Origin of the sequence: Arthrobacter sp., from assembly GCF_031179985.1 — a bacterium.
GTDB lineage: Bacteria > Actinomycetota > Actinomycetes > Actinomycetales > Micrococcaceae > Arthrobacter.
This window is the reverse complement of record NZ_JAPSHJ010000043.1, coordinates 7,374-32,262: the sequence shown is the minus strand read 5'-3', so window position 1 is coordinate 32,262 and position 24,889 is coordinate 7,374. Positions and strand designations below refer to the sequence as shown.

General features: G+C 63.0%; 23 protein-coding genes and 1 pseudogene. 12 read left to right on the top strand and 12 right to left on the bottom strand.

Translation table 11 applies throughout. The annotated features are described in order from the left end of the window. From RIN13_RS16285 to RIN13_RS16265, 5 genes are all read right to left on the bottom strand, one after another. A partial coding sequence (locus RIN13_RS16285; RefSeq protein WP_309108378.1) for a carbohydrate ABC transporter permease occupies nt 1-868 on the bottom strand: 868 nt, incomplete at its 3' end. After that, the gene (locus RIN13_RS16280) at nt 865-1,782 is read right to left on the bottom strand and encodes an ABC transporter permease subunit (RefSeq protein ID WP_309108377.1); all 918 of its coding nucleotides are present in this window, start codon (nt 1,780-1,782) and stop codon (nt 865-867) included. The genes RIN13_RS16285 and RIN13_RS16280, both read right to left, overlap by 4 nt. Before the next feature lie 320 nt (nt 1,783-2,102). Next, entirely contained in the window at nt 2,103-3,161 is a 1,059-nt protein-coding gene (locus RIN13_RS16275) for a LacI family DNA-binding transcriptional regulator (RefSeq protein WP_309108376.1), read from the bottom strand. Between the two features lie 78 nt (nt 3,162-3,239). After that, nucleotides 3,240-3,665 (bottom strand): ChaB family protein, encoded by a 426-nt coding sequence (locus RIN13_RS16270; protein ID WP_309108375.1) that lies wholly within the window; start codon nt 3,663-3,665, stop codon nt 3,240-3,242. 237 nt (nt 3,666-3,902) lie between these two features. Beyond that, nucleotides 3,903-4,694 carry a TIM barrel protein gene (locus tag RIN13_RS16265; RefSeq protein ID WP_309108374.1) on the bottom strand — a complete coding sequence of 264 codons (792 nt, stop codon included), beginning with the start codon at nt 4,692-4,694 and terminating at the stop codon, nt 3,903-3,905. Nucleotides 4,695-4,849: 155 nt separating this feature from the next. Between RIN13_RS16265 and RIN13_RS16260 the strand changes: the two genes are divergently transcribed. Further along, entirely contained in the window at nt 4,850-5,419 is a 570-nt protein-coding gene (locus RIN13_RS16260) for an MOSC domain-containing protein (protein WP_309108373.1), read from the top strand. 59 nt (nt 5,420-5,478) lie between these two features. Beyond that, nucleotides 5,479-6,417, top strand: coding sequence for a 5'-3' exonuclease (locus RIN13_RS16255; RefSeq protein WP_309108372.1), 939 nt, complete (start codon nt 5,479-5,481; stop codon nt 6,415-6,417). Here the strand turns inward: RIN13_RS16255 and RIN13_RS16250 are convergent. Together RIN13_RS16250 and RIN13_RS16245 are read right to left on the bottom strand one after the other, a co-directional pair. Continuing rightward, nucleotides 6,389-7,435, bottom strand: a complete 1,047-nt coding sequence (locus RIN13_RS16250; protein WP_309108371.1) for an MsnO8 family LLM class oxidoreductase — start codon at nt 7,433-7,435, stop codon at nt 6,389-6,391. The genes RIN13_RS16255 and RIN13_RS16250 overlap by 29 nt on opposite strands. Before the next feature lie 103 nt (nt 7,436-7,538). Then, nucleotides 7,539-8,114 carry a dihydrofolate reductase family protein gene (locus RIN13_RS16245; RefSeq protein ID WP_309108370.1) on the bottom strand — a complete coding sequence of 192 codons (576 nt, stop codon included), beginning with the start codon at nt 8,112-8,114 and terminating at the stop codon, nt 7,539-7,541. Nucleotides 8,115-8,415: 301 nt separating this feature from the next. Between RIN13_RS16245 and RIN13_RS16240 the strand changes: the two genes are divergently transcribed. The 10 genes and pseudogenes from RIN13_RS16240 to RIN13_RS16195 all read left to right on the top strand — a co-directional run. Beyond that, nucleotides 8,416-9,552 (top strand): SWIM zinc finger family protein, encoded by a 1,137-nt coding sequence (locus tag RIN13_RS16240; protein ID WP_309108369.1) that lies wholly within the window; start codon nt 8,416-8,418, stop codon nt 9,550-9,552. Continuing rightward, on the top strand, nt 9,549-11,018 hold the full coding sequence (locus RIN13_RS16235) for a DUF5691 domain-containing protein (RefSeq protein ID WP_309108368.1): 1,470 nt from the start codon (nt 9,549-9,551) through the stop codon (nt 11,016-11,018). The genes RIN13_RS16240 and RIN13_RS16235 overlap by 4 nt, the downstream gene beginning before the upstream one ends. Beyond that, nucleotides 11,015-12,118 (top strand): AAA family ATPase, encoded by a 1,104-nt coding sequence (locus tag RIN13_RS16230; protein WP_309108367.1) that lies wholly within the window; start codon nt 11,015-11,017, stop codon nt 12,116-12,118. The genes RIN13_RS16235 and RIN13_RS16230 overlap by 4 nt, the downstream gene beginning before the upstream one ends. A gap of 50 nt (nt 12,119-12,168) precedes the next feature. Further along, nucleotides 12,169-14,466, top strand: coding sequence for a DUF5682 family protein (locus RIN13_RS16225; protein ID WP_309108366.1), 2,298 nt, complete (start codon nt 12,169-12,171; stop codon nt 14,464-14,466). Beyond that, nucleotides 14,463-15,656 (top strand): VWA domain-containing protein, encoded by a 1,194-nt coding sequence (locus RIN13_RS16220; RefSeq protein ID WP_309108365.1) that lies wholly within the window; start codon nt 14,463-14,465, stop codon nt 15,654-15,656. Before RIN13_RS16225 ends, RIN13_RS16220 begins: the two co-directional genes overlap by 4 nt. 48 nt (nt 15,657-15,704) lie before the next feature. Further along, nucleotides 15,705-16,184: a GNAT family N-acetyltransferase gene (locus tag RIN13_RS16215; RefSeq protein ID WP_309108364.1), complete on the top strand. Its 480-nt coding sequence runs from the start codon at nt 15,705-15,707 to the stop codon at nt 16,182-16,184. Between the two features lie 424 nt (nt 16,185-16,608). Beyond that, nucleotides 16,609-17,184: an HhH-GPD-type base excision DNA repair protein gene (locus RIN13_RS16210; protein WP_309108363.1), complete on the top strand. Its 576-nt coding sequence runs from the start codon at nt 16,609-16,611 to the stop codon at nt 17,182-17,184. A gap of 85 nt (nt 17,185-17,269) precedes the next feature. Further along, nucleotides 17,270-17,854 (top strand): histidine phosphatase family protein, encoded by a 585-nt coding sequence (locus tag RIN13_RS16205; protein WP_309108362.1) that lies wholly within the window; start codon nt 17,270-17,272, stop codon nt 17,852-17,854. 90 nt (nt 17,855-17,944) lie between these two features. Next, nucleotides 17,945-18,313, top strand: coding sequence for a nuclear transport factor 2 family protein (locus RIN13_RS16200; RefSeq protein ID WP_309108361.1), 369 nt, complete (start codon nt 17,945-17,947; stop codon nt 18,311-18,313). 18 nt (nt 18,314-18,331) lie between these two features. After that, a pseudogene (locus tag RIN13_RS16195) lies at nt 18,332-18,454 on the top strand (RidA family protein); the annotation flags it as partial. Nucleotides 18,455-18,487: 33 nt separating this feature from the next. Here RIN13_RS16195 and RIN13_RS16190 read toward each other — a convergent pair. From RIN13_RS16190 to RIN13_RS16170, 5 genes are all read right to left on the bottom strand, one after another. Continuing rightward, nucleotides 18,488-19,099 carry a TetR/AcrR family transcriptional regulator gene (locus tag RIN13_RS16190; protein WP_309108360.1) on the bottom strand — a complete coding sequence of 204 codons (612 nt, stop codon included), beginning with the start codon at nt 19,097-19,099 and terminating at the stop codon, nt 18,488-18,490. A gap of 126 nt (nt 19,100-19,225) precedes the next feature. Continuing rightward, a complete protein-coding gene (locus RIN13_RS16185) occupies nt 19,226-20,020 on the bottom strand; it encodes a strictosidine synthase (protein ID WP_309108359.1) in 795 nt (264 codons plus the stop codon). Between the two features lie 32 nt (nt 20,021-20,052). Continuing rightward, nucleotides 20,053-20,910: an alpha/beta hydrolase gene (locus tag RIN13_RS16180; protein WP_309108358.1), complete on the bottom strand. Its 858-nt coding sequence runs from the start codon at nt 20,908-20,910 to the stop codon at nt 20,053-20,055. Between the two features lie 82 nt (nt 20,911-20,992). Beyond that, on the bottom strand, nt 20,993-21,988 hold the full coding sequence (locus RIN13_RS16175) for an NADP-dependent oxidoreductase (RefSeq protein ID WP_309108357.1): 996 nt from the start codon (nt 21,986-21,988) through the stop codon (nt 20,993-20,995). 291 nt (nt 21,989-22,279) lie between these two features. Continuing rightward, nucleotides 22,280-24,829 carry an excinuclease ABC subunit UvrA gene (locus tag RIN13_RS16170; RefSeq protein ID WP_309108356.1) on the bottom strand — a complete coding sequence of 850 codons (2,550 nt, stop codon included), beginning with the start codon at nt 24,827-24,829 and terminating at the stop codon, nt 22,280-22,282. Nucleotides 24,830-24,889 lie beyond the last annotated feature (60 nt).

Here is a 24,889-nt window from a genome sequence, read left to right as displayed (position 1 = left end):
GCGTTGCTGCATTGGTCACGTTGGCGATGAGATTCTGCAGCATCAGCTGCAGCGGGTATTTGTCCGGGTCGGAAATGAACAACATCGCCGTGAACCACTCGTTCCAGTAGGACACGGCGTAGAACAGACCGATGACAGCCAGGATCGGTTTAGACAAAGGCAGAACGATCTCAAAAAACACCCGAAGCTCGCCGGCCCCGTCCACTCTTGCGGAGTCGAGGATTTCCTCCGGAAGCTGACGGAAGAAGCTGACGGCAACGAACACCAGGAACGGGGCCATCATGTGCGGAAGGATGACTGCAAACCAGTTGTTCTGCAGGTGAAGCACCTGGGTGACGAGCAGGTACAGGGGCACCAGTCCCCCGGTAAAGAGCATCGGAAGGTAGGCAAAAATCGTTAGTGGCCGGCTGATCCGCGGCATGCCCCGGGCAATTACCCAGGACAAGGAGGCCGTCGCGCTGAGTGAGAGCGCCGTGCCGATAAACGTGATGAAGAGTGTGGCCGCGTAGCCCTCGAATACCGCCGTCCCGGAGAAGATCGCCACGTAGGCGTCCAGTGAGAAAGGTTCAGGAAAGAAGCTGTAGCCGCTTCGGGCCAGCGTGGATTCCGCAGTCAGCGATCCGGCGATGATCATCCACAGCGGAATGAGGGCGAACAACCCGAAGACGGTGACTCCGACATAACTCACAGCCGTGAACGGTTCAACGTGTAGTCTCTTGCGGTGTCCGGACCCGGACCTCAGCGACTCGCTGGTACCCGGCGCCAGCCTTTTCGCTTTGACCAGGGTCTGTCGCGGCCGCCGGGGCACAGTCTTTTCAGCTTCAACGGCGTCCGCCGGGATCATTTTAGGGGTTATTGAGGTGCTCACAGGATGCTGCTTTCTTTCGAGTAGCGGCGCTGGATGAGCACTGCCGCCGTGACGAGGATGAACCCGACAACCGACTGGAAGAGCCCAATCGCTGCCGTGGTGCCGAAGTCACCGATGGTCCTCAACGAACGGAACACGTAGGTGTCGATCACGTCGGTGGTGGAGAACAGGGTGCCGTTGTCGCCGATGATTGCGAAAATCGTGCCGAAGTCGCCGTAGAAGATCCTTCCGACGCCGAGCACTATCAGGATGGCCGCGGTCGGCTTCAGCAGCGGCAACGTGATGGACAGCGCCATCCTGGCCCGGCTGGCGCCGTCGAGCATTGCTGCCTCATAAACATCCTCAGGAATCGCAGTGATGGCCGCGAGGAAGATCACCGACATGTACCCTCCCAACTGCCAGACCTTCACCACGGTGAGGATCCAGGGCCAGGGGCCCGGCTCGGTGTACCAGCTCACCTCCGGAAGACTGAAAAGCCCCAGAGCGTCATTGACTGCTCCCCCATGCCCGCCCGCTCCGGCAAGAATGACCTGCAGCATGATGCTGATGACGATCGGAGAGACGAAGTACGGGAAGAAGATCGCGGACTGCATGAACTTCTTAAAGACCCGGGCGCGCAGTTCATTGAGCATGATCGCCAAGGCAAGCCCAGCCCCCAGCGTCGCCGCAAGGAACAAGACATTCAGTACCAGGGTGTTCAGGACAATCGCCGGAGCATCCCCGCTCTCGACAAAGTACTTGAAGTTATCCAGACCGCTCCAGGGACTGCCGAAAATGCCCTGGCTGACGTCGAAGTTCTTGAAAGCCACCACCAACCCGGCCATCGGGGCGTAGGCAAACACCAGGAACCACGCAATTCCCGGAGCGGCCAGTAGCAGCAACACTCCGGAGCCCCGTGACCGTTGGCCGCGCATGCGCTTTGTCTGCGGCTTGCGAGGGGACGGGGCGCTCCGAGAGGAGGGGTCAGCTGCCGCGGGTCTCCCTTGTTGAGCCGTCATGCTCTCTTGCATGGCACTCTCCCTTGAATGTAGATGATGAAGGTCGCGGAGAATCTGGATGGAACAGCAGGGAAATCGTTATCCTGCCTAACAATCCAAACCCTTGCCGGGAAGGTAGGGGTCAGGGTCAGCAGAAGCGGAAATCTTCCAGATTTGCCAAAAATGAGATCCGCGTCACTGATATCGATATCAGGCTAAGCCATGCTCTGGGATAGCGCAATCCCAAAGCTCGGGTATTAAGGTTCTGTGAAGGTAGGTGGCGAGGCTACCCTGCGGGGTATGTTGGCAGGGGCTGTCGATTCGCGTTCCAGCAGGAGCGGCACAGCTGTGGAGTCGGGTACCGCATCCGGGACCGCCAGGCTTTGCTGCAGCAAACCAAAGGCTCTGCCGCCCAGGCCCTTGAAGTCCGGGGCTACTGTCGTCAGGGCGGGCCAGGTGAATTCGCTGAAAGGCTGGTTGTCCCAGCCGACAACGGAAACGTCCTGGGGTACACGGATTCCTTTTTCCAACAGGGCCCGCATGGCAGCGACAGCCAGGCCGTCATTGGAACAGAACACCGCGGTGATGTCAGGGTCGGAGGCGATCCGAAGGCCCTGCTGGTATCCGGAGTGCGCGGCGCGGGAAGCTTCGAGCACGGCGGGAGGGGCGATCCCGGCATCGGTGAGCGCGTCCTTCCAGCCTTGGTATCGGCCTGAGAACTGACTAAGGGGGAAGAGGCCCAGATGGTGGACGGTGCGGTGTCCGAGCCCCAACAGATGCTCAGTTGCCTGGCGTCCGGCAGCATATTCGTCGATGAAAGCGTAGGGGAAGCCCGTTTGGCCGGCCTGGAATCCTGACGCCGCAACGGTGGGAACGGTTTTCGGCAGCTGTTTCAGCACTTCAGCTGCCGAGGGGTCAAAGTCCAATACGATGATGCCTGCCAGTTGCTGTTGCAGGACGAGTTCCAGGGCGGCCTGAACATCCGGAGGATCGGGAGACTTCACTGCGGAAATGACGATCGTGTAGCCGGCAGCCTTGGCCGCTTCTTCAATTCCGGCAATGGTGTAGGCATAACCAAAGGTTTCAGTGCTTGCTGCGAAAATGGCAACCATTGTCCGCTTACCGCTCTTGAGGGCCCTGGCCAGCGGACTCGGGTGGTACTGGAGCTCCTTAATGGCATCCAGCACGCGCTTCCGGCGTTCTTCGCTGACGGGGATGTTGCCGGTCAGCACACGGGAAACCGTCGGCACAGAAACCCCGGCCAGCCGTGCGACGTCCGCAATGACGGGCACCCGCTCGTTCTTGGCTATCCTCATTGTCCCGCCCCAGTGGTCCGGCTTCGATGTCTCAGCGAAAGGTTACCGGAATGACGGTGATATCGATATCAAGACGGCTTAGTCCGCGCGCGCCTTCCGTGTTGCAGCGTCGTTGGCCTTCTGCAGCGCTTTGACCAGCTGATCCTTGTCCATCTTCGAACGGCCGGCTACGTTCAGTTCCCGGGCCCGCCTGTAGAGGTGCTCCTTCGAGGCATTCGCATCCACACCTCCGGTGGTGGGTGCGGAGGAATCGATACCTTCCTCCGCTCGCTTGTCGGACGGGCCGCGCTTCCTCTTCGGCTCCCAGTGGTCCCCCACCTTCTCGTAGCTGTGCTTTAGCGATGCGTAGGCAGCACGGGCTGCACGGCTCTCGTCATTGTCGTAGGTTTCGAGCGCGGCATCATAGGTTTTGGCGAAAGTGTCCTGGGCTTTCTGCTCAGAGCGTTGCAGGGTCGAGGGAAGCTCTTCCTTGCGGGCGTGATCATTCTTTCCGGTTTTTGGCACTGCACCCACACTCCTTTCATCAGCAAGCTGATTATCCGGATGTAACCAGCTTAACCACCCGTGCTTCGCTTTGCCCGTAGTCCCGGCGACCCCGCTTCCGCAGCCCCGGTATCCCGGCGACCCTCCCCTCACCAAACTGAGTGATTCCGGGATGTTGTTAAGTCCGTCCGTTCGAGCGGACCATTCACCCTTCGTCGCCCTCAGGCCGGCTGAGCAGGGCAATCCCGCGGTTTACAGTCAGCCGGTGGCATCGTCCACGAGTGCATCCCTGATGTGTCGGAGGGATTCTGCTGAGTTACCGGTGGACGGCGTGTATTCGAGGCCGATGCCTCCCTGATATTCCAGTTGCTTGAGACTGCGGACCTGTTTTTTCCAGTCCACAAGCCCGGAACCGGGTTCGTGGCGGCCGGGCTGGTCGGCCACCTGGACGTGGCCAATGAGCTCAATGGAGCCAGCGAGAACTTCTGCGGGGTCCTCGTCCATCACCACGGAGTGGTAGAGGTCGTAGAGCATCTTGACGTTGGCCGATCCCACGTCGCGAAGGATCTCAAGCGCCAGCGGGGTTGAACTGAGGTAGGTGCCAACGTGGTCAATCCGGCTGTTCAGGTTCTCGAGGACCAGGGTGATTCCAGCTTCCTCCGCGTAGGGTGCAGCGGCCCGCAGAGCATCTGTCAAAGCCTTCCTCTGCTCGACATCGGTGGCAACTTCCCGGGTCTCCCCCGCCACCAGAACAAGATTGGGAATCCCAAGCCGCTGCGCGATTGGGAGCGACTCCGTCACAGCCGTGACGAACTCGTCCAGCCGCGCGGGGTCAACAGCACGGCTCTGGGGCTCACTGACCATGGTGACGGTCGAGAGTCCTGTTTCTCCCAAAGCCCGTTCCATCGCGTCTATGTCCTTGTTGCGCCAGAACCAGAACTCCACCGCGTCGATGCCGGACTCTTTGACAGCCCTCAGCTGCGGGAGCGACATCGGCTCGCCGAACTCGCGGAAGAGCATCTCGGTGCAGACCGATAGTTCGTAAGTCATTCGCTGGCCTTTCTCCGTGTTCTCGTGGAAACAACCGCTAGGGAGATTATGCCCAACAACCCCTGCAGAGTGCATGGGAGTCCCCGCTCTCGCTCCGGAGAGGCATCGGCCACTTAGCATGGAAGAGGGCCGACGGGATGGAAGGGGTTTGAGCGGTGAAGAGCTACAGGTACGACGTCGAGATAATCCACCTGCTCGTGTCTCCGGAACACGCCTACTTCGGTCGGGCGAAGGACGGCGCCGCGGACGTCCCAACTTCGGACGCCGAAAGGGTGGAACTGGTGGCCGGAAAAGGGATTGTCGGCGATCGGTTCTTCGGCAAAGCCGCCCACATGGATGCGGCAGTGACGCTGTTCGCCGTCGAGGCCCTCGAATCGATTGCCTCAGACCTCGGCGTTGGACCCCTGGATCCGCTCCTGACGCGGCGCAACATCGTCTTCAGAGGCGCCCATCTCGCCCCGCTTATCGGTGAGGAGTTCGCGTTGGAATCCCATGGAGCTCTGGTCCGGCTACGGGGTGGACGGCCTGCCCACCCGTGCGCCTGGATGGACAAGGTTCTGACTCCGGGGGCGCACGCAGCGATGCGGGGACGCGGGGGCCTGCGCTGCCAACCGCTCTCGACCGGGATCCTGCACCGTGGTCCGGTTACGCTGCTCAGCCCTGTGCCGCTCGAACCCGAGCTGGCCGGTACGGCCACGCTTCTGAGACCAACACGGTTGCCGTAAACCCACTGAGCAGAAGAACCTGGCGGCCCGGTCACGGCGGATCTGTGTCAGGATCAGATATGCCTGACCGCCTGATGCTGCTTGACACTGCGTCGCTGTACTTCCGAGCCTTTTATGGCCTGCCCGATACGATCCGCCGCTCCGACGGCACACCGGTGAACGCCGTTCGCGGACTCCTGGACATGATCGCGCGGCTGACCACCGACTACGATGCGACCCACCTCGTTGCATGCTGGGACGATGACTGGCGCCCGCAGTGGCGGGTAGACCTCCTCCCGACCTACAAGTCGCACCGGGTCGCAGAGGTGGTTACGGGCGCTGCCGATGTTGAGGTGGTGCCGGACGCGCTTGAGGCGCAGCTTCCACTGATTCGCCGGGTACTGGGGCTCGCCGGGATCGCCGTGGTGGGGGCTCCCGAGCATGAGGCCGACGACGTCATCGGCACCTACGCCAGCCACGCCGACCTTCCTGTCGATGTGGTGACGGGCGACCGCGACCTCTTCCAAGTGGTCGACGACGCCCGTCAGGTGCGCGTCATTTACACCGCCCGGGGGATGAGAAACCTGGAAGTCATCACGGAGATCGTCATCGTGGGCAAGTATCGTGTACTGCCCCAGCAGTATGCCGACTACGCAACCCTCCGCGGCGACGCTTCGGACGGGCTGCCGGGCGTTGCCGGCATCGGCGAAAAGACCGCTGCCTCACTGCTCAAGGAGTACGGCACCCTGGACATGCTTTTGGAGGCCGCGTTGGTTGCGGGAAGCGGACTGTCTGCGCCGGTTCGCTCGAAGCTCGCCGCGGCCGCCGACTATCTCATCGTGGCGCCAGCAGTTGTAAACGTCGTCCGCGACCTGAAGCTGCCGACGCTTGAGGAGGCGGGGGCACAGTTGCATCCCGTTCTCGGCGATTCCCGCGCCGAACTTGAACATCTGGCAACCGAGTGGAACCTCGGTGGCTCCGTCAGAAGGCTCATCGAAGCCCTTGACCGGCGCGACTAAGGCTCTCGGTGTCCATATGGCCACTACTGGAGAAGATCCCGGCCAGCAGCCGGTCGGATTCTGACTGGCCTGCGACGTCAAAAGCTCCTCCGGTGACCAATAGCTCGTCGGCTCCAGTGGTCTCGGCCAGGCTTTCAAGCTGGTGCCGAACCTCGGCGGCGGTGCCGTAAATCGACGTCGCCAGGCTACTCTGCACGGCAGCCAGTTCCCGGGGAGTGAGCCCGCTCCCTTGGGCTCTACCTACGGGCGCCAAGGCAGCGAATTCGCCTGTGGTCCGGGACCGTGCAAGCGCGATCGCCTCAGGCAGCAGCAGGTCCCTGGCGTCATCCCGGCTCGAGCCCACAGCAACGTTAACGGCAACCAGGACGAAGGGCTCGGCGAACCAGCGCGATGGTCGGAACTGGGCCCGGTACCTCTCCAATGCCTGTATCTTTCCGCGCTGATCGGCCCGGAACACCGCAGGCCCTCCTAAGACCACCGCCAAGCCGGCACGAGCAGCAACGTCGATGCCGGATCCGGTGGCCAACACGAAAACCGGAGGGAGCGAAGCGTTTCGCGGGCGTACAGTGACCGATGCTGAACCACACAGGTAGCCAAGGAGTTCGGTCAGATCATCTTCAAACCGCTCCGCGTCCAGCTTCCCGTTCCTCAGGGCTTGCCGGACAGCCTGTGTGAAACCAAGGGAGCGGCCTAAACCCAGGTCGATCCGTCCGGGATGAAGGGCCTCGAGGGTTGCCGCCTGCTCTGCCACCACCAGCGGCTGGTGGTTGGGAAGCATAATGCCGCCCGAACCGACTCGGATGGAATGGGTCCGGCCGGCAATGGCTGCCATCAGGACGGCGGGGACCGATCCGGCAATGCCAGGGACGGCATGGTGTTCAGCGACCCAGAACCGGTGGTAGCCCACTTCCTCCGCGAGCACGGCGCGGTCCAGCACCAGATGGAGAGCATCCGAAGGCGGAAACCCCACCCTGGTGTTGGCGCGGTCGAGAATGGATATCCGTGCGGGTAGGGACATATTGGCGTGAACCACGGCCGTCCCGGAGGAATTCCTCCTTGACACAAGAAGTCTCGTAAGCGTGGTTCACTTACCGGCGGTGTTTCCTTTGGACGGAGTGGGTTTAGCGGTACCTGACTGCATATTCGAGCTCGATCAGGCCTTTGTCGTACGGTTTCGCACTCAGCAGGTTCAGCAGAAGGGGATCCTGGCCGGCGGGAAACACTCCCCTGCCCTCCCCGATCGCGACGGGCATAACAACAAGGCGCACGCCGTCAACTTCCCCGGCAGTGAAGAACGCCTCGCTCAAGGTGAGGCTGCCCCAGAGAACTATGGTGCCCTCGATCTCGCTCTTAAGCCGGCGGATCGCCTCGACAGCGTCGCCCGACTCGATGGTTGCCTCCTGGTAGTCTCCCCAGGGTGCCTTCTCGAGCTGCCGTGAGAACACAAAGCGGCGGAGCCTGTTCAAAGCCGGCGCAATAACTTCCCCCTCTGATGCAGGAGTGGGCCAGTACTCCACAAACATCCGGTACGTGGATGCTCCGAGCACCATGGCGTCGACAGTGTCCAGCCAAGTGAGCTGGCTGTGGTCGAACTCCGCAGTGCCACCCTCGAGCAATTCGTAGGCATTGAACTCATTGTCGGCGTTTGCTGCGAACCCGTCGGTGGTCACGAATTGCTGGACAACCAGTTGTCCCATGATCGGTTCCTCCCTTGTGTGGTTCGAGGGACTTTACGCCGCGCCCTGAAAGCGTTCAACCGCATTGCCCTGCCTCTTGGGCCGCCAACACAGCCTCCCTTCCCTTGCGACACGGCAAGCATCGGGCACAATGAGCATCATGGTGCGTTGGAGCGAGGAAAGAGTGGTCGGCGCCGCCCCGGACCAATCTTCTTTGACGGCTGCCCGCAGGTTGGCTCATCCGGGTCCCTGGTCAGATACCGGCAGCAATGATGTTTTGGTGTGGGGCAAGTGCCAGGGCAGCGGAAGAATCCCATACCAAGTGAGCGTGGACACTGCCACGCCTGCCTATCGTTGCTCGTGCCCGAGCCGGAAATTCCCGTGCAAGCACGCGCTGGCACTGCTTCTCCTCTGGGCCAGGGGGCAGGCGGCCGACGCCGGCGGGGAGACCGCTGACTTCGCCCAGGAATGGGCAAAGCAGCGGGAGGACCGGGCCGCAGACCGGGAACGTCGCCAGTCCGGGCAGCAGCCGGACCCAGTAGCCCAGGCCAAGCGGCTGGCCGACCGATTGGCACTGATGGATGCCGGGATCGCGGACTTTGCCCGCTGGTTGACCGATCTGGTGCGGACGGGGCTGGCTGGCGCCCGCAACCAGCCGTACTCCTGGTGGGATGGTGTAGCTGCCCGCCTGGTCGACGCACAGCTCCCCGGTCTTGCCGATCAAGTACGCGCCATGGGATCTGACGTGCACGCCCGCACCGACTGGGCCGATCATCTGCTGTTTTACGCCGGTCGCTGGTGGGCTCTCACCAAAGCCTGGGGCATGAGGGACCAGCTGACCCCTGACGAATTTGCGGATCTACGGGTGGCCGTGGGATGGGCCACGGCCACCGCCGAAGTTCAGGGCACGCCTGCCTTGCCTGGTCCATGGCTGGTTCTCGGCGCACACCGGAGCGATGATGGGCGCCTCCAGCAACAACGCACCTGGATCCGCGGACCCGGCGGAGAGGTCGCCGTCGTCCTCGATTTTGCCGTCCAGGGTCAAGCGCTGACGACACCTCAACTGGCCGGGGCTGAGCTGGACGTCGCGGTCGCTTTGTACCCCGGCTCGGCGCCGCAGCGGGCAATGTTCACCACCCCTGTTGCACCCCGTGGGCTGGCCCGCAGCCTGGGTGAGGGCTGCAGCATCGCCCAGGCTCTGGAACAGGAATCGGTGGCCGTCGCTCTCTCGCCGTGGCGCGAGCGATATCCGGTGCTGTTAAGCGGGGTCCACGTTTCCGCTGGTGACACCGGCTGGCTGTGTGACGGATCTGGTGACGCCCTGCCTATTGTCGATGCGTCCCTGGACTCCTTGTTGGCACTTACCGGCGGCTATCCTGTCGACCTGTTCGGCGAACTGGAGGAGGGCCGCGTGAGGCCGCTGACCGTCGTCGTCGACGAAGCGGTGATGACCCCATGAGCTGGCTCGCTGAGCTCCGGACGTCTGCGCTCCTCGGCACGGGAAGGCACGCACCGCCGTCGCCGCCCGAAGAATTGGGTTTCCTCCCGCCGGATGGTCTGTCGCGGGAGGAGTCCTTGCTCGACCAGGCAGCCTTGGCCGACGTCGTTACCCGTGCAGTCCGCCGCCCCGGCAGCATCGACGCCGCGGACCGGCACAATGAGGCTGCCCCACCTGACGATGCCCCCGAAGTTTCCGGCGACGCCGCCCGGTTGCTGGAACTGCTGCTCAACCAGCCGCCGGTCGGCCTTGAACTCCGGGCGCAACTGGTGGCCGACTGGCTGCAGCTCGCCAAAGAGGTCCGACGGCGGGTACCGCACCGGCTGCTCCCGGCGCTGCTCACCCTCGCTGACACGAAACCAGGTGTTGCGGAGCATTTGCAGCCCGCAATCGGAACCCGGGGCCGCTGGCTACAGGACGTCACCCGGGCCAAGGATTGTGTCCCGTCTTCTGCTAATTCTCCCGGGAGCCGGACTGATTGGGCAGAGCTTGGCACCGCCGCAGCCGCCGTAGAACTCGAACGGCTCCGGCGCACCGAGCCCGGGGCCGTTCGCGACCTGCTGGGCACGCAATGGGACACTCTCGGCGCGCGGGAACGAGCCGCCCACCTGGGCACCTTCGCTACAACCATCCAGCCGGAAGACGAAGACCTGCTTGAAATGGCCCTGGACGACAAGGCGAAGAGTGTGCGGGAGGTGGCCGCAACCCTGCTGGACAGGCTCCCCGGGAGTGCCCGGGCCAGCAGGATGGCGGCCCGGCTGCGCCCGCTGCTGCGTGTCAAAGGGTTGCTGCGCAAACAATTCGAGATCGATCTGCCTCCTGACCCGGATGCCGCAGCCCTGCGCGACGGGGTCGCTCCTGATCCCCGAACCGGTGAACCGGACAGACTCGGCCGGCTGGACACGATCATCAGAGGTGCTCCCCTCGACGTGTGGACGACAGTGGCCGGCCGCAGTCCGGCCGCAACTCTTGCACTGTTGGAAGGAGAAACCCGGGTCGTCAACGCGATTCTCGACACAGCTGTGCTTCGCGCCGACCTCGACTGGGTCCGCGCACTGTTCAGCGTCCGCAAGGACGTGCGGCTGCTGAACTGCCTGCCGGACCGCGAACGCGAGCTCTCACTCGTGCGATACATCCGCCACGGCGGCACCAATCCAACAGCCCTGGTCCCACTGCTGCGGGACGTGCCAAGGCCATGGCCCCGGCCCTTGGCTGACGAAGTACTCAAACTGGTCACCGCCAAGAACGGCGGCCAGCTGGCCGGAATGCTGGCCGGGTTCCTGCCCGTGGCCGTTCCACTCGACCTGGCCGATCAGTGCCGCGGGCTGCTCGAGCGCTCAGATGAGGACGCCGCGCGGCGCCGGGTGCTGCGCGATGTCATACAGTACCAATCATTCCGACAATCACTGACGGAGGCCTTCCGATGACTGATGCCTACTCCCCTGACGTTCTTCGCGCCCATGCCGAGGACGCCTATGCCGAGGAACTCAGGGAGTTGGCCGCTGCGGACGACCGGCCCCGGCCACCCAGCTGGCGCCTCTCGCCATGGGCAGTGGCCACCTACGTCCTCGGCGGCACCCTGCCGAACGGCGTCGAGATCAGCCCGAAATATCTGGGCTCGGCGCGCCTCGTGGAAATTGCTGTGGCCTCTCTTGCCACCGACCGGGCGCTGCTGCTGCTTGGGGTACCCGGCACTGCGAAGACGTGGCTGAGTGAGCACCTCGCCGCGGCCATTTCGGGTACGTCCACCCTCATAGTTCAGGGCACCGCGGGCACCCCGGAGGAGGCACTGCGGTACGGCTGGAACTATGCGCGGTTGCTGGCCGACGGCCCGTCCCGCGCAGCAATGGTCGCCGGACCGGTGATGCGCGCTATGGAGAGCGGAAGCCTGGTGCGGGTGGAGGAGCTCACCCGCATCCCCTCGGACGTGCAGGATTCCCTCATCACGATCCTCAGCGAGAAGATCCTGCCGATCCCTGAGTTGAATGCCGAAGTGCAGGCCCGCAAGGGATTCAACGTCATCGCCACGGCAAATAACCGGGACAAGGGAGTCAACGACCTCTCATCGGCGCTGCGTCGCCGCTTCAACACCGTGGTGTTGCCGCTCCCTGACACCCTCGACCAGGAAGTGGAGATTGTCAGCACCCGGGTTCGCAGCCTCGGCGCGGCCCTGGAGCTTCCGGCCGATCTGGCGGCACTCTCCGAGATCCGCCGGGTGGTCACCATCATGCGGGAGCTGCGCTCCGGGGTAACCCAGGACCAGCGGACCACGCTCAAGTCGCCGTCGGCTACCTTGTCCACTGCGGAGGCAATCTCTGTGATGACGAACGGACTGTCCCTGGCTGCGCACTTCGGTGACGGAACCGTCAGGGCACCGGATGTGGCGGCCAGCCTCGTGGGCGCCGTGGTGAAGGATCCGGTGCAGGACCGGGTGATCTGGCAGGAGTACCTGGAGACGATCGTGCGCAACCGTCCGGACTGGAAAGACCTCTACCGTGCCTCCCGCGACCTTGAGACCTCGAACTGACCGCCGTCCGACCGACCGCCGTCGAACCGAACCATGACACGAACCGACCCATGACAGACGTCCACGTCCTGGGGATCCGGCACCACGGTCCCGGTTCCGCCCACTCGGTCGCCGAAGCCCTGACAACCCTCCGCCCGGATCTTGTGCTGGTTGAGGGCCCGCCGGAACTCGACCAGGTTCTGCCGCTGCTCTCGGACCGGGAGATGACCCCGCCCGTGGCAGGGCTGATCTACGTGGCCGACCAGCCGCGGCTCGCCTCGTTCTACCCGCTCGCGAGCTTCTCCCCTGAGTGGGTTGCCATCCGCTGGGCGCTGTCTACGGGAACAGAGGTACGGGCAATGGACCTGCCCGCGGCGCACAGTTTGGCGTTGCACATGGCTCCTGCGCCCGTCGAACCGCCGTCTTCAGAGAGCGACGGCGGCACTTCCGTTGAATACGCAGGTCCTGTTGTGGACGTGCAACAGCCGTACCGTCCCGACGCCATTGCGATGCTGGCGGAGGCTGCAGGTTACTCCGACGCCGAGCGCTGGTGGGAGGACGCAATCGAGCACCGGAACACAGGCCCCGTGGACCGGTTCGCTGCCATCACCGACGCCATTACGGAAATCCGGGCGGTTGACGACAGGCCAAGTGGCCACCCCGAGGTGAGGGAGAACAACCTGCGGGAGGCGGCTATGCGAAGGCTGCTCCGGGCAGCCATCCGTGAAGGACACGGAAGCATTGCCGTGGTGTGCGGTGCCTATCATGCCCCGGCGCTGGTCCCCGCCGGTTTTCCCCCGGTTTCCGCCGATAACAAGTTGCTGGCAGGGCTGCCCAAGGCGAAAGTTTCCGTCACTTGGGTGCCGTGGACCTCGGACCGGCTCAGTTTGCGCAGCGGATACGGGGCGGGAGTCACCGCCCCCGGTTGGTATCAGCATCTGTTCACGCACTGGACAGGGAAAAATTCCAACGGAGACGTGGCCACGACGTGGCTGGTCCGGGTTGCGCGTACTCTGCGCAGGGAAAACCTGGACGCGTCGACAGCCTCCGTGGTGGAAGCAACACGGATGGCGAATGCCTTGGCGGCGGTGCGTGGACGGCCGAGCGCCGGACTCACTGAACTGGACGATGCTGCTCAGGCCGTGCTCTGCGATGGCTCACCGCTGCCGCTGGCACTGGTGCATCGGGAAGTCACCATCGGACTTGAGCTGGGAAACGTTCCGGAGTCCGCGCCGACTGTTCCGCTGGCTGCTGATCTCGCTGCCACTCAGCGGAGGCTGCGGTTGAAGCCTGGCGCCATGGAAGAGGTCATGACGATGGACCTGCGCAGGCCGAATCAGCTGGCCCGTTCGGTGCTGCTGCACAGGCTGACGCTGCTCGGAGTGGACTGGGGCGTCCCCACTGAAACCGGCCGGACCACAGGCACGTTCAAGGAGGCGTGGACTCTGCGCTGGGAGCCGGAGCTCTCTGTAGCCGTGGTGGAAGCAAGCCGCTATGGCACCACCGTTGCCTCAGCCGCGGCAACATATGTTTCCGAACGCGCCCAGGCTGCCACTGGCCTCACCGAACTCAGCGACCTGCTCGCAAGCTGTCTCCTCGCAGATCTTCCTGACGGGATCAGCGCCGTAGTATCGGTCCTCGCAGAGCGCGCCGCTTTGCAGCAGGATGTTCCGCCGCTGCTGGAAACCATTGCACCTCTTGCCCGGACCTGCCGATACGGCAACGTGCGTGAAGTGGACGTCACGGAAGTGCGGAAAATCCTTAACACGACTGTGGTGCGGGCATGCGTTGGCCTGCCGGTGGCTTGCACCGGCCTGGACGATGAAGCCGCTGCAGTGATGAGACGGGCCATTGACGCAGCACAGCATGGTTTATCGCTTTTGCCGGAGCTGCCGCTTGATGACTGGCACCGGGCGCTCGCCGCCGTTTCAGGTTCGGATCGGATCCACGGAGCTGTCGCAGGGCGCGCCACCAGGCTGTTGCTGGACGCTGGCCTCGTGGACAGGGATCAGGTCGCGGCCAGGCTGAGCCGGCGGCTTTCCATCGCCACTCCCGCCCCGGAAGCCGCCGCCTGGCTCGATGGCATGTTGTCCGGCGACGCCGTGCTGCTGATTCACGACCGGCGCGTCCTGCAGATCGTCGATGAATGGATCACCGGAGTAGCGGACGAAGTCTTTGACGACGTGTTGCCCCTGCTGCGCAGAACCTTTTCATTGTTCGGCCCACCGGAACGGCGCGAGATCGGCGAGCAGATAAGCCGCGTTGATGATCTCAGGCAGACCGCAAACACGATTTCGCTTGACGTGGCAGACGCGGGGCCGGCACTCCGCACAATGGCCAGGTACCTGGGATGGAAGGAAGAATCGTGACTGACACGAACTCTAACGGCCGCGACAGGCTCGGCCGCTGGCGCCTGGTGCTCGGTGGGCACGGAGCTGACGGCGTCACAACACCTGAAGGCCAAAGCGTAACCCTCTCGGCAGCTGACCAGCTCCGTGACCGTGCCCTGGATGAACTGTACGGGCCTCCGAAAAAGGGGCCGGGAGGCCTGGGCGCATCCAGTCCCCGGGTGGCCCGCTGGCTCGGCGATATCCGGGGATATTTCCCTTCCTCCGTAGTCCAAGTCATGCAGGCCGACGCAATGGAGAGGCTTGGCCTGCGGCAGCTGCTCCTGGAACCGGAGATGCTGCGCACTGTACAACCGGACATCGGGCTGGTGAGCACGCTCATCGGGCTCGGCCGCGTTATCCCCGAACACTCCCGCGAGACCGCCAGGACGGTGGTCCGCCAAGTGACCAGCCAGCTCGAGGAGCGGCTGCGGTCCAAAACAGTTCAAGCCGTCTCTGGAGCACTGAACAGAGCGGCGCGGACCCGGCGCCCCCGCCATCGGGACATCGACTGGAACCGCACCATCGCCGCCAACCTCAAGCACTACCAGCCCGAACATCGCACCATAGTGCCGGAGCGGCTGATCGGATACGCGCGGCGGAGCACCGAAGTGCAACGTGAGATTATCCTGTGCATCGACCAGTCCGGGTCCATGGCCGAGTCGGTGGTGTACTCCAGCGTGTTCGGTGCGGTGCTGGGCTCGCTCCGGTCTGTGCGGACCCGACTGGTGGTCTTCGACACGGAAGTAGTTGACCTGTCCGAAGATCTAGAGGATCCGGTGGATGTGCTTTTCGGTGTGCAACTCGGCGGCGGCACGGATATAAACCGGGCGCTCGCCTACTGCCAGAACCAGATCACCCAGCCCACCGAGACGATCCTGGTGCTCATCAGTGATCTCTACGAGGGCGGAATAGCCGAGGAAATGCTGAGAAGGGCCGCTGCCATCGTGGGATCAGGAGCCACCATGATAGCCCTGCTGGCGTTGAGCGACAGTGGCCATCCGACCTTTGATGCAAACCACGCCGCCGCCCTCGCAGGAATCGGTGTCCCGGCCTTCGCCTGCACGCCTGATTTGTTTCCCGAGATGATGGCCGCGGCCATCGAACGCCGGGACGTGGGCGAATGGGCAGCTGCCCACGACTTCGTGACAAATCACGAGACGCAGCAATGAGGGTAGTTGGGTGTGGACGCCGGGTGAAGGGCCGAGGATGATGAAGCCGTGACTGCTGATGACTCTGCAAGCGCTAGGATCCCCCGGCGGGCCAGTACAGCTGATGCCGTTACCGTCGCCCAACTGCTACATGCTTTCAATACCGAGTTTGACACCCCAACGCCCGGCCCGGACGCCTTGAAAAGGCGCCTCACGTACCTGCTGGCCGGCGACGATCTGGTCGCATTGCTCGTGGGCGAGCCGGCAAGCGGACTCGCTGTGGTGAGCTTCCGGCCCAACGTCTGGTCCGACGGGCCCGTAGCTATCCTGGACGAGCTCTACATCCGTCCCGGCGTACGAGGCCAACGTTTGGGCAGTGCGCTCCTTACCGCAGCCTGCGATTTGGTCCGCCTTCGAGGCGGGGAACTGATGGAAATCAACGTCGACGGCGAGGATACCGACGCACGGCGGTTCTACGAAGCCCGGGGGTTCAGAAACACCGAACCGAATCGGACCGACCCGCTGCTTTACTACTTTCGAGAGCTATGATCCAGTGTCCGGGCGTGGCGAGCCCTGGTCGTGTCGGCTCGGATGCGACCCGCCCGAAAGCCGCCGCCTGACGAGCATCCTTGCCTGCGACCACCAATGGACGCTTCCGGTGGCTCGGCGACCCGCCAATCCCGCTGACGTTCGTGCTGACGCGTGACGTTACTGCCTGTCTTGCAGCGGCAGTGGACGCCCCCGGGCATCGAAGGCCAACGGATCAATGTGGGCTGGGACCGGCCGGTACGTCGCCGATACCACCCGACAACGGGAGGTCTTCGGCTCCCCGCCCACCGCTGAGGATTCCATAGCCCGGCTCATCACGAGTCTCGGCCACCCAATCGAGCGCCAAACCCTGTAATCCGGCAGGCCCCTGTAACTCAGTCTGCCGTCCGCTGATTCGCAAGGCGGCACATGGGAGGATTGGCGCATGGAACTGCATATCACTGGTGACTCCGCCGCCGACCAGCTACTCAGCAATGACGCATTCGCACTCCTGGTCGGCATGCTGCTCGACCAACAAGTGACCATGGAATCCGCGTTTGCGGGACCGGAAAAGATCCGGACGCGCATAGGATCAATGGCCCCGGCCGCAATCGCCGAATACGACCCTGCCGGCTTCGTTGAGGTTTTCAAGGAGCGTCCTGCCATCCACCGCTTTCCCGGCTCCATGGCAGGCCGGGTCCAGGCGCTCGCCGAGACTATCCAGCGGGACTGGGATGGCGACGCAGCTGCCATCTGGACCCGGGACAAGCCCGACGGACAGGAAGTGCTCCGCCGGTTGAAGGGATTGCCGGGGTTCGGAGAGCAAAAGGCGAAGATCTTTCTGGCGCTGCTCGGCAAACAGCGCGGACTTCAGGCAGCAGGCTGGCGCGAGGCTGCCGGTACTTATGGCCAGGAAAACGCATTTCTTTCTGTCGCCGACATTGTTGACCAGGAATCGCTGAGAAAGGTGCGCGCCAGCAAGCAGGCTGCAAAGGCCGCCGCCAAAGCCGCCAAGACGTGATGTGAAAACTGCCGCGCTGTAACCATTCGGCGGAGAACGCGCCTCTCTTTGGGTACCTGCACCGCTGTCGGGGCAGAATGAACGCGTGACTCTTACGACTTTCGCCCTCGTCCGCCATGGTCAAACAGATTGGAACGCGCAGCGCCGGCTGCAGGGATCCACCGACATCCCACTGAACGACGTCGGTCGTGGCCAGGCGCGTGACGCCGTCGCTGTCCTGTCCGACCATGAATGGGACGTGATCGTATCCTCACCGCTGAGCCGTGCCGCTGAAACAGCCGATCTGATTGCCGCCGGGCTGGGGCTCCATGTGGCCCGGCGTGTGCCCGAGCTCGCCGAACGGAGCTTCGGACCCGCGGAAGGCCTGTGCGCCGGGCCCGAATTGGACGCATTGCGCATCCCCGGTGGCTACCTCGGGGCAGAAACCGAGGATGATGCTTCCCGCCGCGGGCTGGACGCCCTGGAAGCACTGGCCGAGGAATTTCCAGGCGGCCGCGTCCTTGTCATCGCCCACGGCACGCTCCTCCGGGTAAGCCTCAGCCGCGCCATCGGCCGCGCTCTGCACAGCATCGACAATGCCACCCTCAATCTGGCCCGCCACCACGTTGTTGACGGCTGGCAGCTCGAGTATTTCAACGGCGAACAGGTAACTGTCGGCGTGGCAGGCTGACGGAGGTTCGCCAAGGCATGCCGGAACTCTTGTCGGCGGTGACGGCGCCGCGTAACCTGTGAGCGAAACCGGTCGGCAGGAGGCCCAATCATGGCATCAACAGAGTCAAACAAAGAGACCGTGGCACGTCTTTTCGACGCCTTTAGGGCCGGTGACACTCAGGCTTTCGGGGAGATGATTGTGGACGACTACAAGCAGCACAACCCGATGGCCGGGAATGGTTTGCAGGCTGTACAGAGTTTCTTCGCGCAGTTCGGTCCGGTCGACGTCGAAGTCCACCGTGTCATCGCCGAAGGTGACATCATTGCAGTTCATGCGCACTACAAAACGTTCAATTCTGCGGGCGTCGACATATTCCGCTTCAACGACGACGGCAAAATCATCGAGCACTGGGATGTTCTCCAGGAAATTCCTGCCACGACGGCCAGCGGGAACGACATGTTCTCGCAACTCACCTGAGCTCAAGGCCTCACCGGCATGGCGCCCATCCAACGAATCCGTCCCGAGGGACTCGTTTCAAGCCCGGCCTTCAGCCACGTGGCCATCGTGCCACCTGAGGCGACTACCATCTACGTCGGTGGCCAGAACGCGGTCGACGCCGAACGGTGAAAGTGCGGCTATTCCGCGCGCCGTTCAGGATGAGCGCGTCGGCAAGAGAACACGGACCTGCTCGCTGATCTCAGTGAGGATTTCGTCGACAGAGCTGGAAATGTTGATGGTGGCCGCCATGCTGACGAACATGATGGCGGAGACGATGTGCGCGAGCTTTGCAGCATCGCCGGGCTCGACGCGCGGGTCACGCCCCAACACACCGGCGATGGCTTCCTCGGTCTGAACGGTCAAAGTGAGGGCATCGCGATGGTGTGGTTCCTGGGGGTCGCCGAACAGAAGCTCCCGGAGATACGTCCGGCCGTTGTCGACCTGTTTACGGTTGCACTCCACTACCGGGCGGACGATCGCCATCACCGCCTCAAGTACATCGGGAATCCCCTCGGCGGCCTCTCTGCCCGTGACCAGCGCATCGGCGTAGGCGGAGTTTTGAACCAGCAGGAGCAGTTCCGCCTTGGTCTTGGCATAGAGAAACAGGGTGCCCGTGCCGATATCGGCTTTGTCTGCAATCTGCTGGGTAGTGACGTCATCCACACCGAACTCGGAGAAGAGCTCGAGGGCGGCTGCGGTGATGCGGTCGAGCTTGTGCTGCTTGTTCCGCTCGCGCCGTCCAACCTGCTGAGGGGTGACTGACATTACGTTTCCTCCGGAAAAGTATTCTGATCTTGCTGGTTAGGGAGCATAGTCAGAACTGTTGCTCGAATCTGCCTTCGTTCATTCTTTCACGCAGCCATCCTGGTTCCGAGGAAGACTGTATGCGGTCTACGCCTCGTAGTGCGGGAGTATGCGTCCGTCCTTTACATAGGTCAGCGCCGCGGTCACGTCGTAGGCATGGACGGCGGACGCCACCGAGGCCAGGGGGACGGACAGGCTCCTGACTGTGCTGCTCCTGAAGAATCCCACGTCAGCTGAAGAATCTGCGAAGCCGAGGCTCACTGAGGCGTGGAAGTGCTGGTCTTTAGGGTTGTCGTGGGCGACATTGGGGGTGTCCCAGAGCTTCTCGTTCCAGGGCATGAACGTCTGGGTCCGGAGTTCTGTTAGCTCGCCGGTGTTCGCGAGTGCGGGCACAAGCTCGTCGGTGATGAATTTCCGGAACGTGCGGGTGCCGACGCCTTCTCTTCTCCTGAGGTAGATCAGGGCCCGGGCGCCTGTTTTCTCGCCAGACCGGGCGACGTCGTACCAGCGGGCAGTGTTAGGAAGCCCGGCGTAGAGCAGGGTGCGCCGGAACACGTTGATCTCGTCCTGGTACGCGAGGCGGGTCTGTTTGCGGCCCAGTAACGGGGAGAGTACTGAGGCGAAGGTGACTTCGGCGACGCCGTCGATCCGGCGGTCTGCGGGAATGGCGGTATCGAGCCCGGTTGTGGACGGCCATAGCCCGGGATTGGCCTCGGCCAGGTGGATCTGGCGGTACTCGTTGAACCCGGGGGTCGGGGAGATGATTTTTGAGTGGGGGCCCTTCCAGTAGTCCATCCCCTGCTGGCGGGGTTGGTCGGCGCGGATCCACAGCATGATTGATGATGCGAACAGCTTTTTTGTGTACGGGATCGTGGTGGACATTTGCTCGTCCCTTCGGTGGGTTTCGGCGTCGGTCAGGGGGTGAGGAAGTCGACGGCGATGGGGGCGAATTTGTTGTGGAACTGGAAGATGCCTCCGTGGCCGGAGCCAGGGTAGATGATCAGTTCGGAGCCGTTGATGCGGCGGTGCAGGTCTTCGGAGAGGACCGAGGGGACCATGCGGTCGTTGTCTCCGTTGGCGATCAGGGTGGGCTGGGTGATTTTCGAGAGGTCTGCCGGTGTGCCCAGACCCCATTTTTTGATGGCTTTCAGTTGGGTCTGGAAGGCTTTGATTGTGATGGGTGCGTCGCGGTCGGCGGTGCGTTCTTCGAGTCGTTGCACGAAGGCTTTCCCGGCCTGCTTTCCTGCCGCGTCGCGGTTGAAGAACAGGAATTCCTTGGCATCGGAGCGGGTCAGGGCTGCGCGGAGGATGTCATAGTAGGTGGTTCCGATGACTTTGTGGATGTCTTTGCCGCCCTTGGGGCCTGTTCCAGTGAGGACGAGCTTGCGGACCAGTTCCGGGTGTTTAGCGATCAGGGCCTGGGCGACCATGCCGCCGAGGGAGAAGGAGAAGATGTCGATCTTTTCGTGTCCGAGGGCCTTGATGAAGGTGTAGGCGTCCTCGGCCATCGCTTCGATGCTGTCGGGCACCTGCCCGGTCGAGGCGCCGACGCCCTGGTTGTTGAACGTGATGACGTGGCGGTTCTTCGCGATGGGATCGATGATGCGCGGGTCCCAGTTATCCAGGGTCGCGGCCAGATGGACGAAGAAGACGACCGGCACCCCGCCCTTGGGCCCGAGCTCACGGTAGGCGTAGCTGACGCCTCCGGCATTGATGGTGTGGGCCGGTGCTTTGGCGTAAGAGGTGACGACGGGTTCATTCAAGGTATTCATAATGGTGCTCCTGGGGAGTGAGTTGTTGATTGGAATGAGAAGGGCGTGCTCGCCTGGTTCCACGCTGCTGTGCGTGAGATATTCAGCGGTTGCTGATGACGGCCTTGCCGCGAATGCCGCCCTTTTCCAGGCCCTGAAGGGCCAGGACAGTCTGGTCGAAGGGGTAAACCCGTCCGACGACCGGGCGCAGTGCACCGCTGTCGATCAGGGCGGTGATCTGGCGCAACTGGTCCCCGCTGGCGCGCATCAACAGGAACTCGTAGCTGACGCCCAGCTTCCTGGCCTGACGGCGGATGCCCGCGCTCAGGGCGGTGACGGCGAGGCGCAGCACCGGATTCAGGCCTGCCTCACGGGCGAAGGCCGGGTCCGGAGGGCCGGAAATTTCGATAGCCCTACCACCAGGCCGCAGCACCCGCAGGGATTTTTGAAGGGTCTCGCCGCCGAGGCTATCCAGCACAAGGTCGTAGCCGCTCAGGAGCTGTTCAAAGTCCTGGTTGCGGTAGTCGATGGCGATGTCTGCGCCGAGCTCCCGCACGAAGTCCAGGTTCCCGGCACTTGCCGTGGTGGCGACCGTCGCACCGAGATGCTTGGCGAGCTGGATCGCGATAGAACCGACTCCCCCGGCGCCGGCGTGGATAAGGACCTTCTGTCCCGGCCGGACATTGCCGCGCTCAACAAGGGCCTGCCACGCGGTTAGTGCCACCAAGGGCAAGGATCCGGCCTCCTCCATGCTGATCGATTCCGGCTTGAGAGCCAGATCCGCCTCATCGACCGCGATCCGCTCGGCAAAGGTGCCGATACGGTCCTGATCCGGGCGGGCGTAAACCTCATCCCCCGGCTTGAAAGCGCGTACCGCGGCGCCCACACGGATGACGGTTCCGGCCACGTCGTTGCCCGGAATCAAAGGCAGCCGGTAGGGCAGGATCTGCTTGAGCTGGCCCGCGCGGATTTTCTCGTCGAGCACGTTCAGGCCCGCAGCCTGGACCCGGACGAGCACATCGCGCTCCCCCACAGTCGGCTCCGGAACATCCGATTCCTCCACCGGACCCTTGTACTCCTTGATAACGAACGCTCTCATGCTGCCTGCTCCTTGTTGGTGAAAGTTGTGTGATGGCCATACGGCCAATCAAATAAACGAACAGACTCAATTCTGAGTTCACTCAGTTATTTTGTCAAGGAGAAGCAGACGACATCGGCGTCAAAAGAGGGAAAGCCTCTGCCAAATCGGCAGAGGCTTCCTCTATGGGTGCGGGAATATCAGGTCATTCAATGCTCCCCCCGGTCCACGATGAGGCCGGGGACGTGGCAGCGGGCCCTCCGGAATGTCCGCGAAGGCCCTGCTCGCTGGCCTCCGCAACGCTTTGATGTGTCAGAGGCTAAGCCGCCTGAGGTATCGACCGGTTTCGCTCATGACGTGCGCGCCAACCTGCCCGGGAGTGCCGGTGGCGACGATGGTTCCACCGGCACTGCCGCCACCGGGGCCCATGTCGATGACGTGGTCGGCGTTGGCGATCATGTCCAGGTCGTGTTCGATGACGATGACGGTTGCCCCTTTGTCCAGCAGTCGCTGTAGCACGGTCAGCAAAGTACGGACATCCAGCGGGTGCAGGCCTACGCTGGGCTCGTCAAGAACGAAGAGGGTTCCCGCTTGGTTTCGATGAAGTTCAGAAGCGAGCTTCAACCTCTGCGCTTCGCCACCTGAGAGTGTCGGGGTGCTTTCGCCAAGGGTCAGGTAGCCCAGTCCCAGGTCCAGGAGAGTCTGCAGTTTGGTGCGCACCTTCGGGATATCACCAACGTGAACCATCAGATCCTTGACGGTCATTGCCAGCAGCCCCGGAAGGGAGAAATCACCCGTAGGCTTCCCGCCGTCGGTGGAGGATGAGCGGCGTATGAGCTCTGCTTGCGGTGCGTACCGGGTACCGTTGCAGTCCGGGCAGGCGATGTCCATGTCCGGGAGGAACTGGACATCGAGGACTATCTGGCCGGTCCCTTCACAGCGCGGGCATCGCAGCGAACCCGTGTTGTAGGAGAAATCCGCAGCCTTTAGTCCGAAACGTTTTGCTGCGTCCAGGGAGGCAAACAGGCGGCGGAGGTCATCCATGACTCCGCTGTACGTGGCCAGGGTCGAACGGACGTTTATACCAATCGGAGTGGCATCCACGGTGGACACTCGGGTGATGCCGGGAGCGTCGAGGCTCCTTACATGAGAGGGAATGGCTGAACCCTCGCTTACTGCTTGGACTGCCGGAACCAGGCTGTCAAGGATGAGGGTGGTCTTTCCGGAGCCCGAGACGCCTGTCACTGCCGTGAGTCTTCCCAGGGGAATTTCTGCCGTCAGGGCGTGAACGGTGTGTAGCGGTGAGGTACTCATGCGGATGCGGCCACGATTGTAGATTTCCTCCACGGTGGTGCGTGGGCGGATGACAGCTGGCTCCCGTCCGGTGAGGAATCTGCCCACCAAGGAGTCCGGGTTCTGGTCCAGATCTTTGACTGTGCCGGTGGCCAGGATCGTTCCGCCTTCGCCTCCGGAGCCGGGGCCGATCTCGATCAGCCAGTCTGCTTCCCGAAGCACCTGGACATCGTGGTCGACCAACACCACAGAATTGCCGTCACGCAGCAGGTCCCTCATCACGCCCAGCAGGCCGTCAACGTTGGCTGGGTGCAGGCCGATCGAGGGTTCATCCAGCACGTAGAGGACCCCTGTGGTTTCGTTGCGGACCGCCCGTGCCAGTTGCACGCGTTGCCTCTCCCCTGTGGACAAGGTGGAACCAGGCCGGTCAAGGCTGAGATATCCCAGGCCCAGTTCAAGCAGGCGCTCACCCATCTCCAGCAGCTTCGTCACCAGGTTCCGGGCCATAGGGCGCATCTGTGCCGGCAAGGTTTTCTCCACGGTTGGCGCCCACGTGGTGATCTGGTCAAGAGTCATCGCTGTCACCTCCGCCAGGTTCCTTCCTGTGAGCTGGCTTCTGCGGGCCTGCTCGCTCAGGCGTGAACCGTGGCAGCTCGGACAGACTTGGGCGCTGATGAATCTGTTCACCCGGGTAAGGCCCTGCTCGGTCGTCGCCTTATTCATGGCCTGCTGGACTGCCTGACGCGCATTTCTATAGGTGAAGTTCAATTCAAACAGCTTGCCGCTCTTGGACGGCACCGAAATGTGTTTCTTCTCCTCGGGCCCGTCCATGACCACCTCCCGCTCCCTGGGAGTGAGCTCGCCGTACGGAACGTCGGTGCGCACACCGAACGCAGCGACCACCTGCGGCATCACGGTCAGCCCGAACATCGACCACGGAGCCACTGCGCCCTCCTCAATGGACTTGGTCTCGTCAGGCACCAGCGTGGCGTCATTCACGTCGCGGACAATGCCGGTACCTGAGCAACCGGGACACGCGCCGTCGGAATTGAACGCGAGCACTTCAGCACCGGGCGGATAAAACTCAGCCCCGCACGTCTGGCACAGCAGGTCCTTGTTCGCGGCCACGTCAATTGTCGGCTGCAAGCGGTGCCCGTTTGGGCAGACGTGGGATCCCAGACGCGAAAACATCAGCCGCAGAACATTGAGCAACTCCGTGGACGTTCCAAACGTGCTCCGCACCCCGGGAACGGCCGGCCGCTGGCGCAGGGCAAGAGCGGCCGGCACATGCCTGACACTGTCTACCGCCGCCCTTGGCGCGTGTGACATCCGTCGGCGCGTATAGGTGGACAGTGCTTCTACATAGCGTCGCGATCCCTCGGCGTACAGGACACCCATCGCCAGCGATGACTTGCCCGAACCGGATACCCCCGCTATGGCGACCAACTGCCGCAGCGGCACAGTCACATCCACATCCTTCAGGTTGTGAACCTTCGCTCCCCGCACTTCGATTGCCAGCGGAGGCATCCAATGATGGCCATCGGCGGGCATCCCCTGAGCTGTCTTCATCGTTCCTCCGGCATCCACGAACTTTCCGATGTATATTCCTCGGCAACTATATCTGATACG

Coding starts and splice junctions, on each gene's coding strand:
- RIN13_RS16280 (WP_309108377.1), bottom strand. CDS start 1,782: ATGCGCGGCCAACGGTCACGGGGCTCCGGAGTGTTGCTGCTACTGGCC.
- RIN13_RS16275 (WP_309108376.1), bottom strand. CDS start 3,161: ATGAGGATAGCCAAGAACGAGCGGGTGCCCGTCATTGCGGACGTCGCA.
- RIN13_RS16265 (WP_309108374.1), bottom strand. CDS start 4,694: ATGACTTACGAACTATCGGTCTGCACCGAGATGCTCTTCCGCGAGTTC.
- RIN13_RS16255 (WP_309108372.1), top strand. CDS start 5,479: ATGCCTGACCGCCTGATGCTGCTTGACACTGCGTCGCTGTACTTCCGA.
- RIN13_RS16250 (WP_309108371.1), bottom strand. CDS start 7,435: ATGTCCCTACCCGCACGGATATCCATTCTCGACCGCGCCAACACCAGG.
- RIN13_RS16245 (WP_309108370.1), bottom strand. CDS start 8,114: ATGGGACAACTGGTTGTCCAGCAATTCGTGACCACCGACGGGTTCGCA.
- RIN13_RS16235 (WP_309108368.1), top strand. CDS start 9,549: ATGAGCTGGCTCGCTGAGCTCCGGACGTCTGCGCTCCTCGGCACGGGA.
- RIN13_RS16230 (WP_309108367.1), top strand. CDS start 11,015: ATGACTGATGCCTACTCCCCTGACGTTCTTCGCGCCCATGCCGAGGAC.
- RIN13_RS16225 (WP_309108366.1), top strand. CDS start 12,169: ATGACAGACGTCCACGTCCTGGGGATCCGGCACCACGGTCCCGGTTCC.
- RIN13_RS16210 (WP_309108363.1), top strand. CDS start 16,609: ATGGAACTGCATATCACTGGTGACTCCGCCGCCGACCAGCTACTCAGC.
- RIN13_RS16200 (WP_309108361.1), top strand. CDS start 17,945: ATGGCATCAACAGAGTCAAACAAAGAGACCGTGGCACGTCTTTTCGAC.
- RIN13_RS16190 (WP_309108360.1), bottom strand. CDS start 19,099: ATGTCAGTCACCCCTCAGCAGGTTGGACGGCGCGAGCGGAACAAGCAG.
- RIN13_RS16185 (WP_309108359.1), bottom strand. CDS start 20,020: ATGTCCACCACGATCCCGTACACAAAAAAGCTGTTCGCATCATCAATC.
- RIN13_RS16180 (WP_309108358.1), bottom strand. CDS start 20,910: ATGAATACCTTGAATGAACCCGTCGTCACCTCTTACGCCAAAGCACCG.
- RIN13_RS16175 (WP_309108357.1), bottom strand. CDS start 21,988: ATGAGAGCGTTCGTTATCAAGGAGTACAAGGGTCCGGTGGAGGAATCG.
- RIN13_RS16170 (WP_309108356.1), bottom strand. CDS start 24,829: ATGAAGACAGCTCAGGGGATGCCCGCCGATGGCCATCATTGGATGCCT.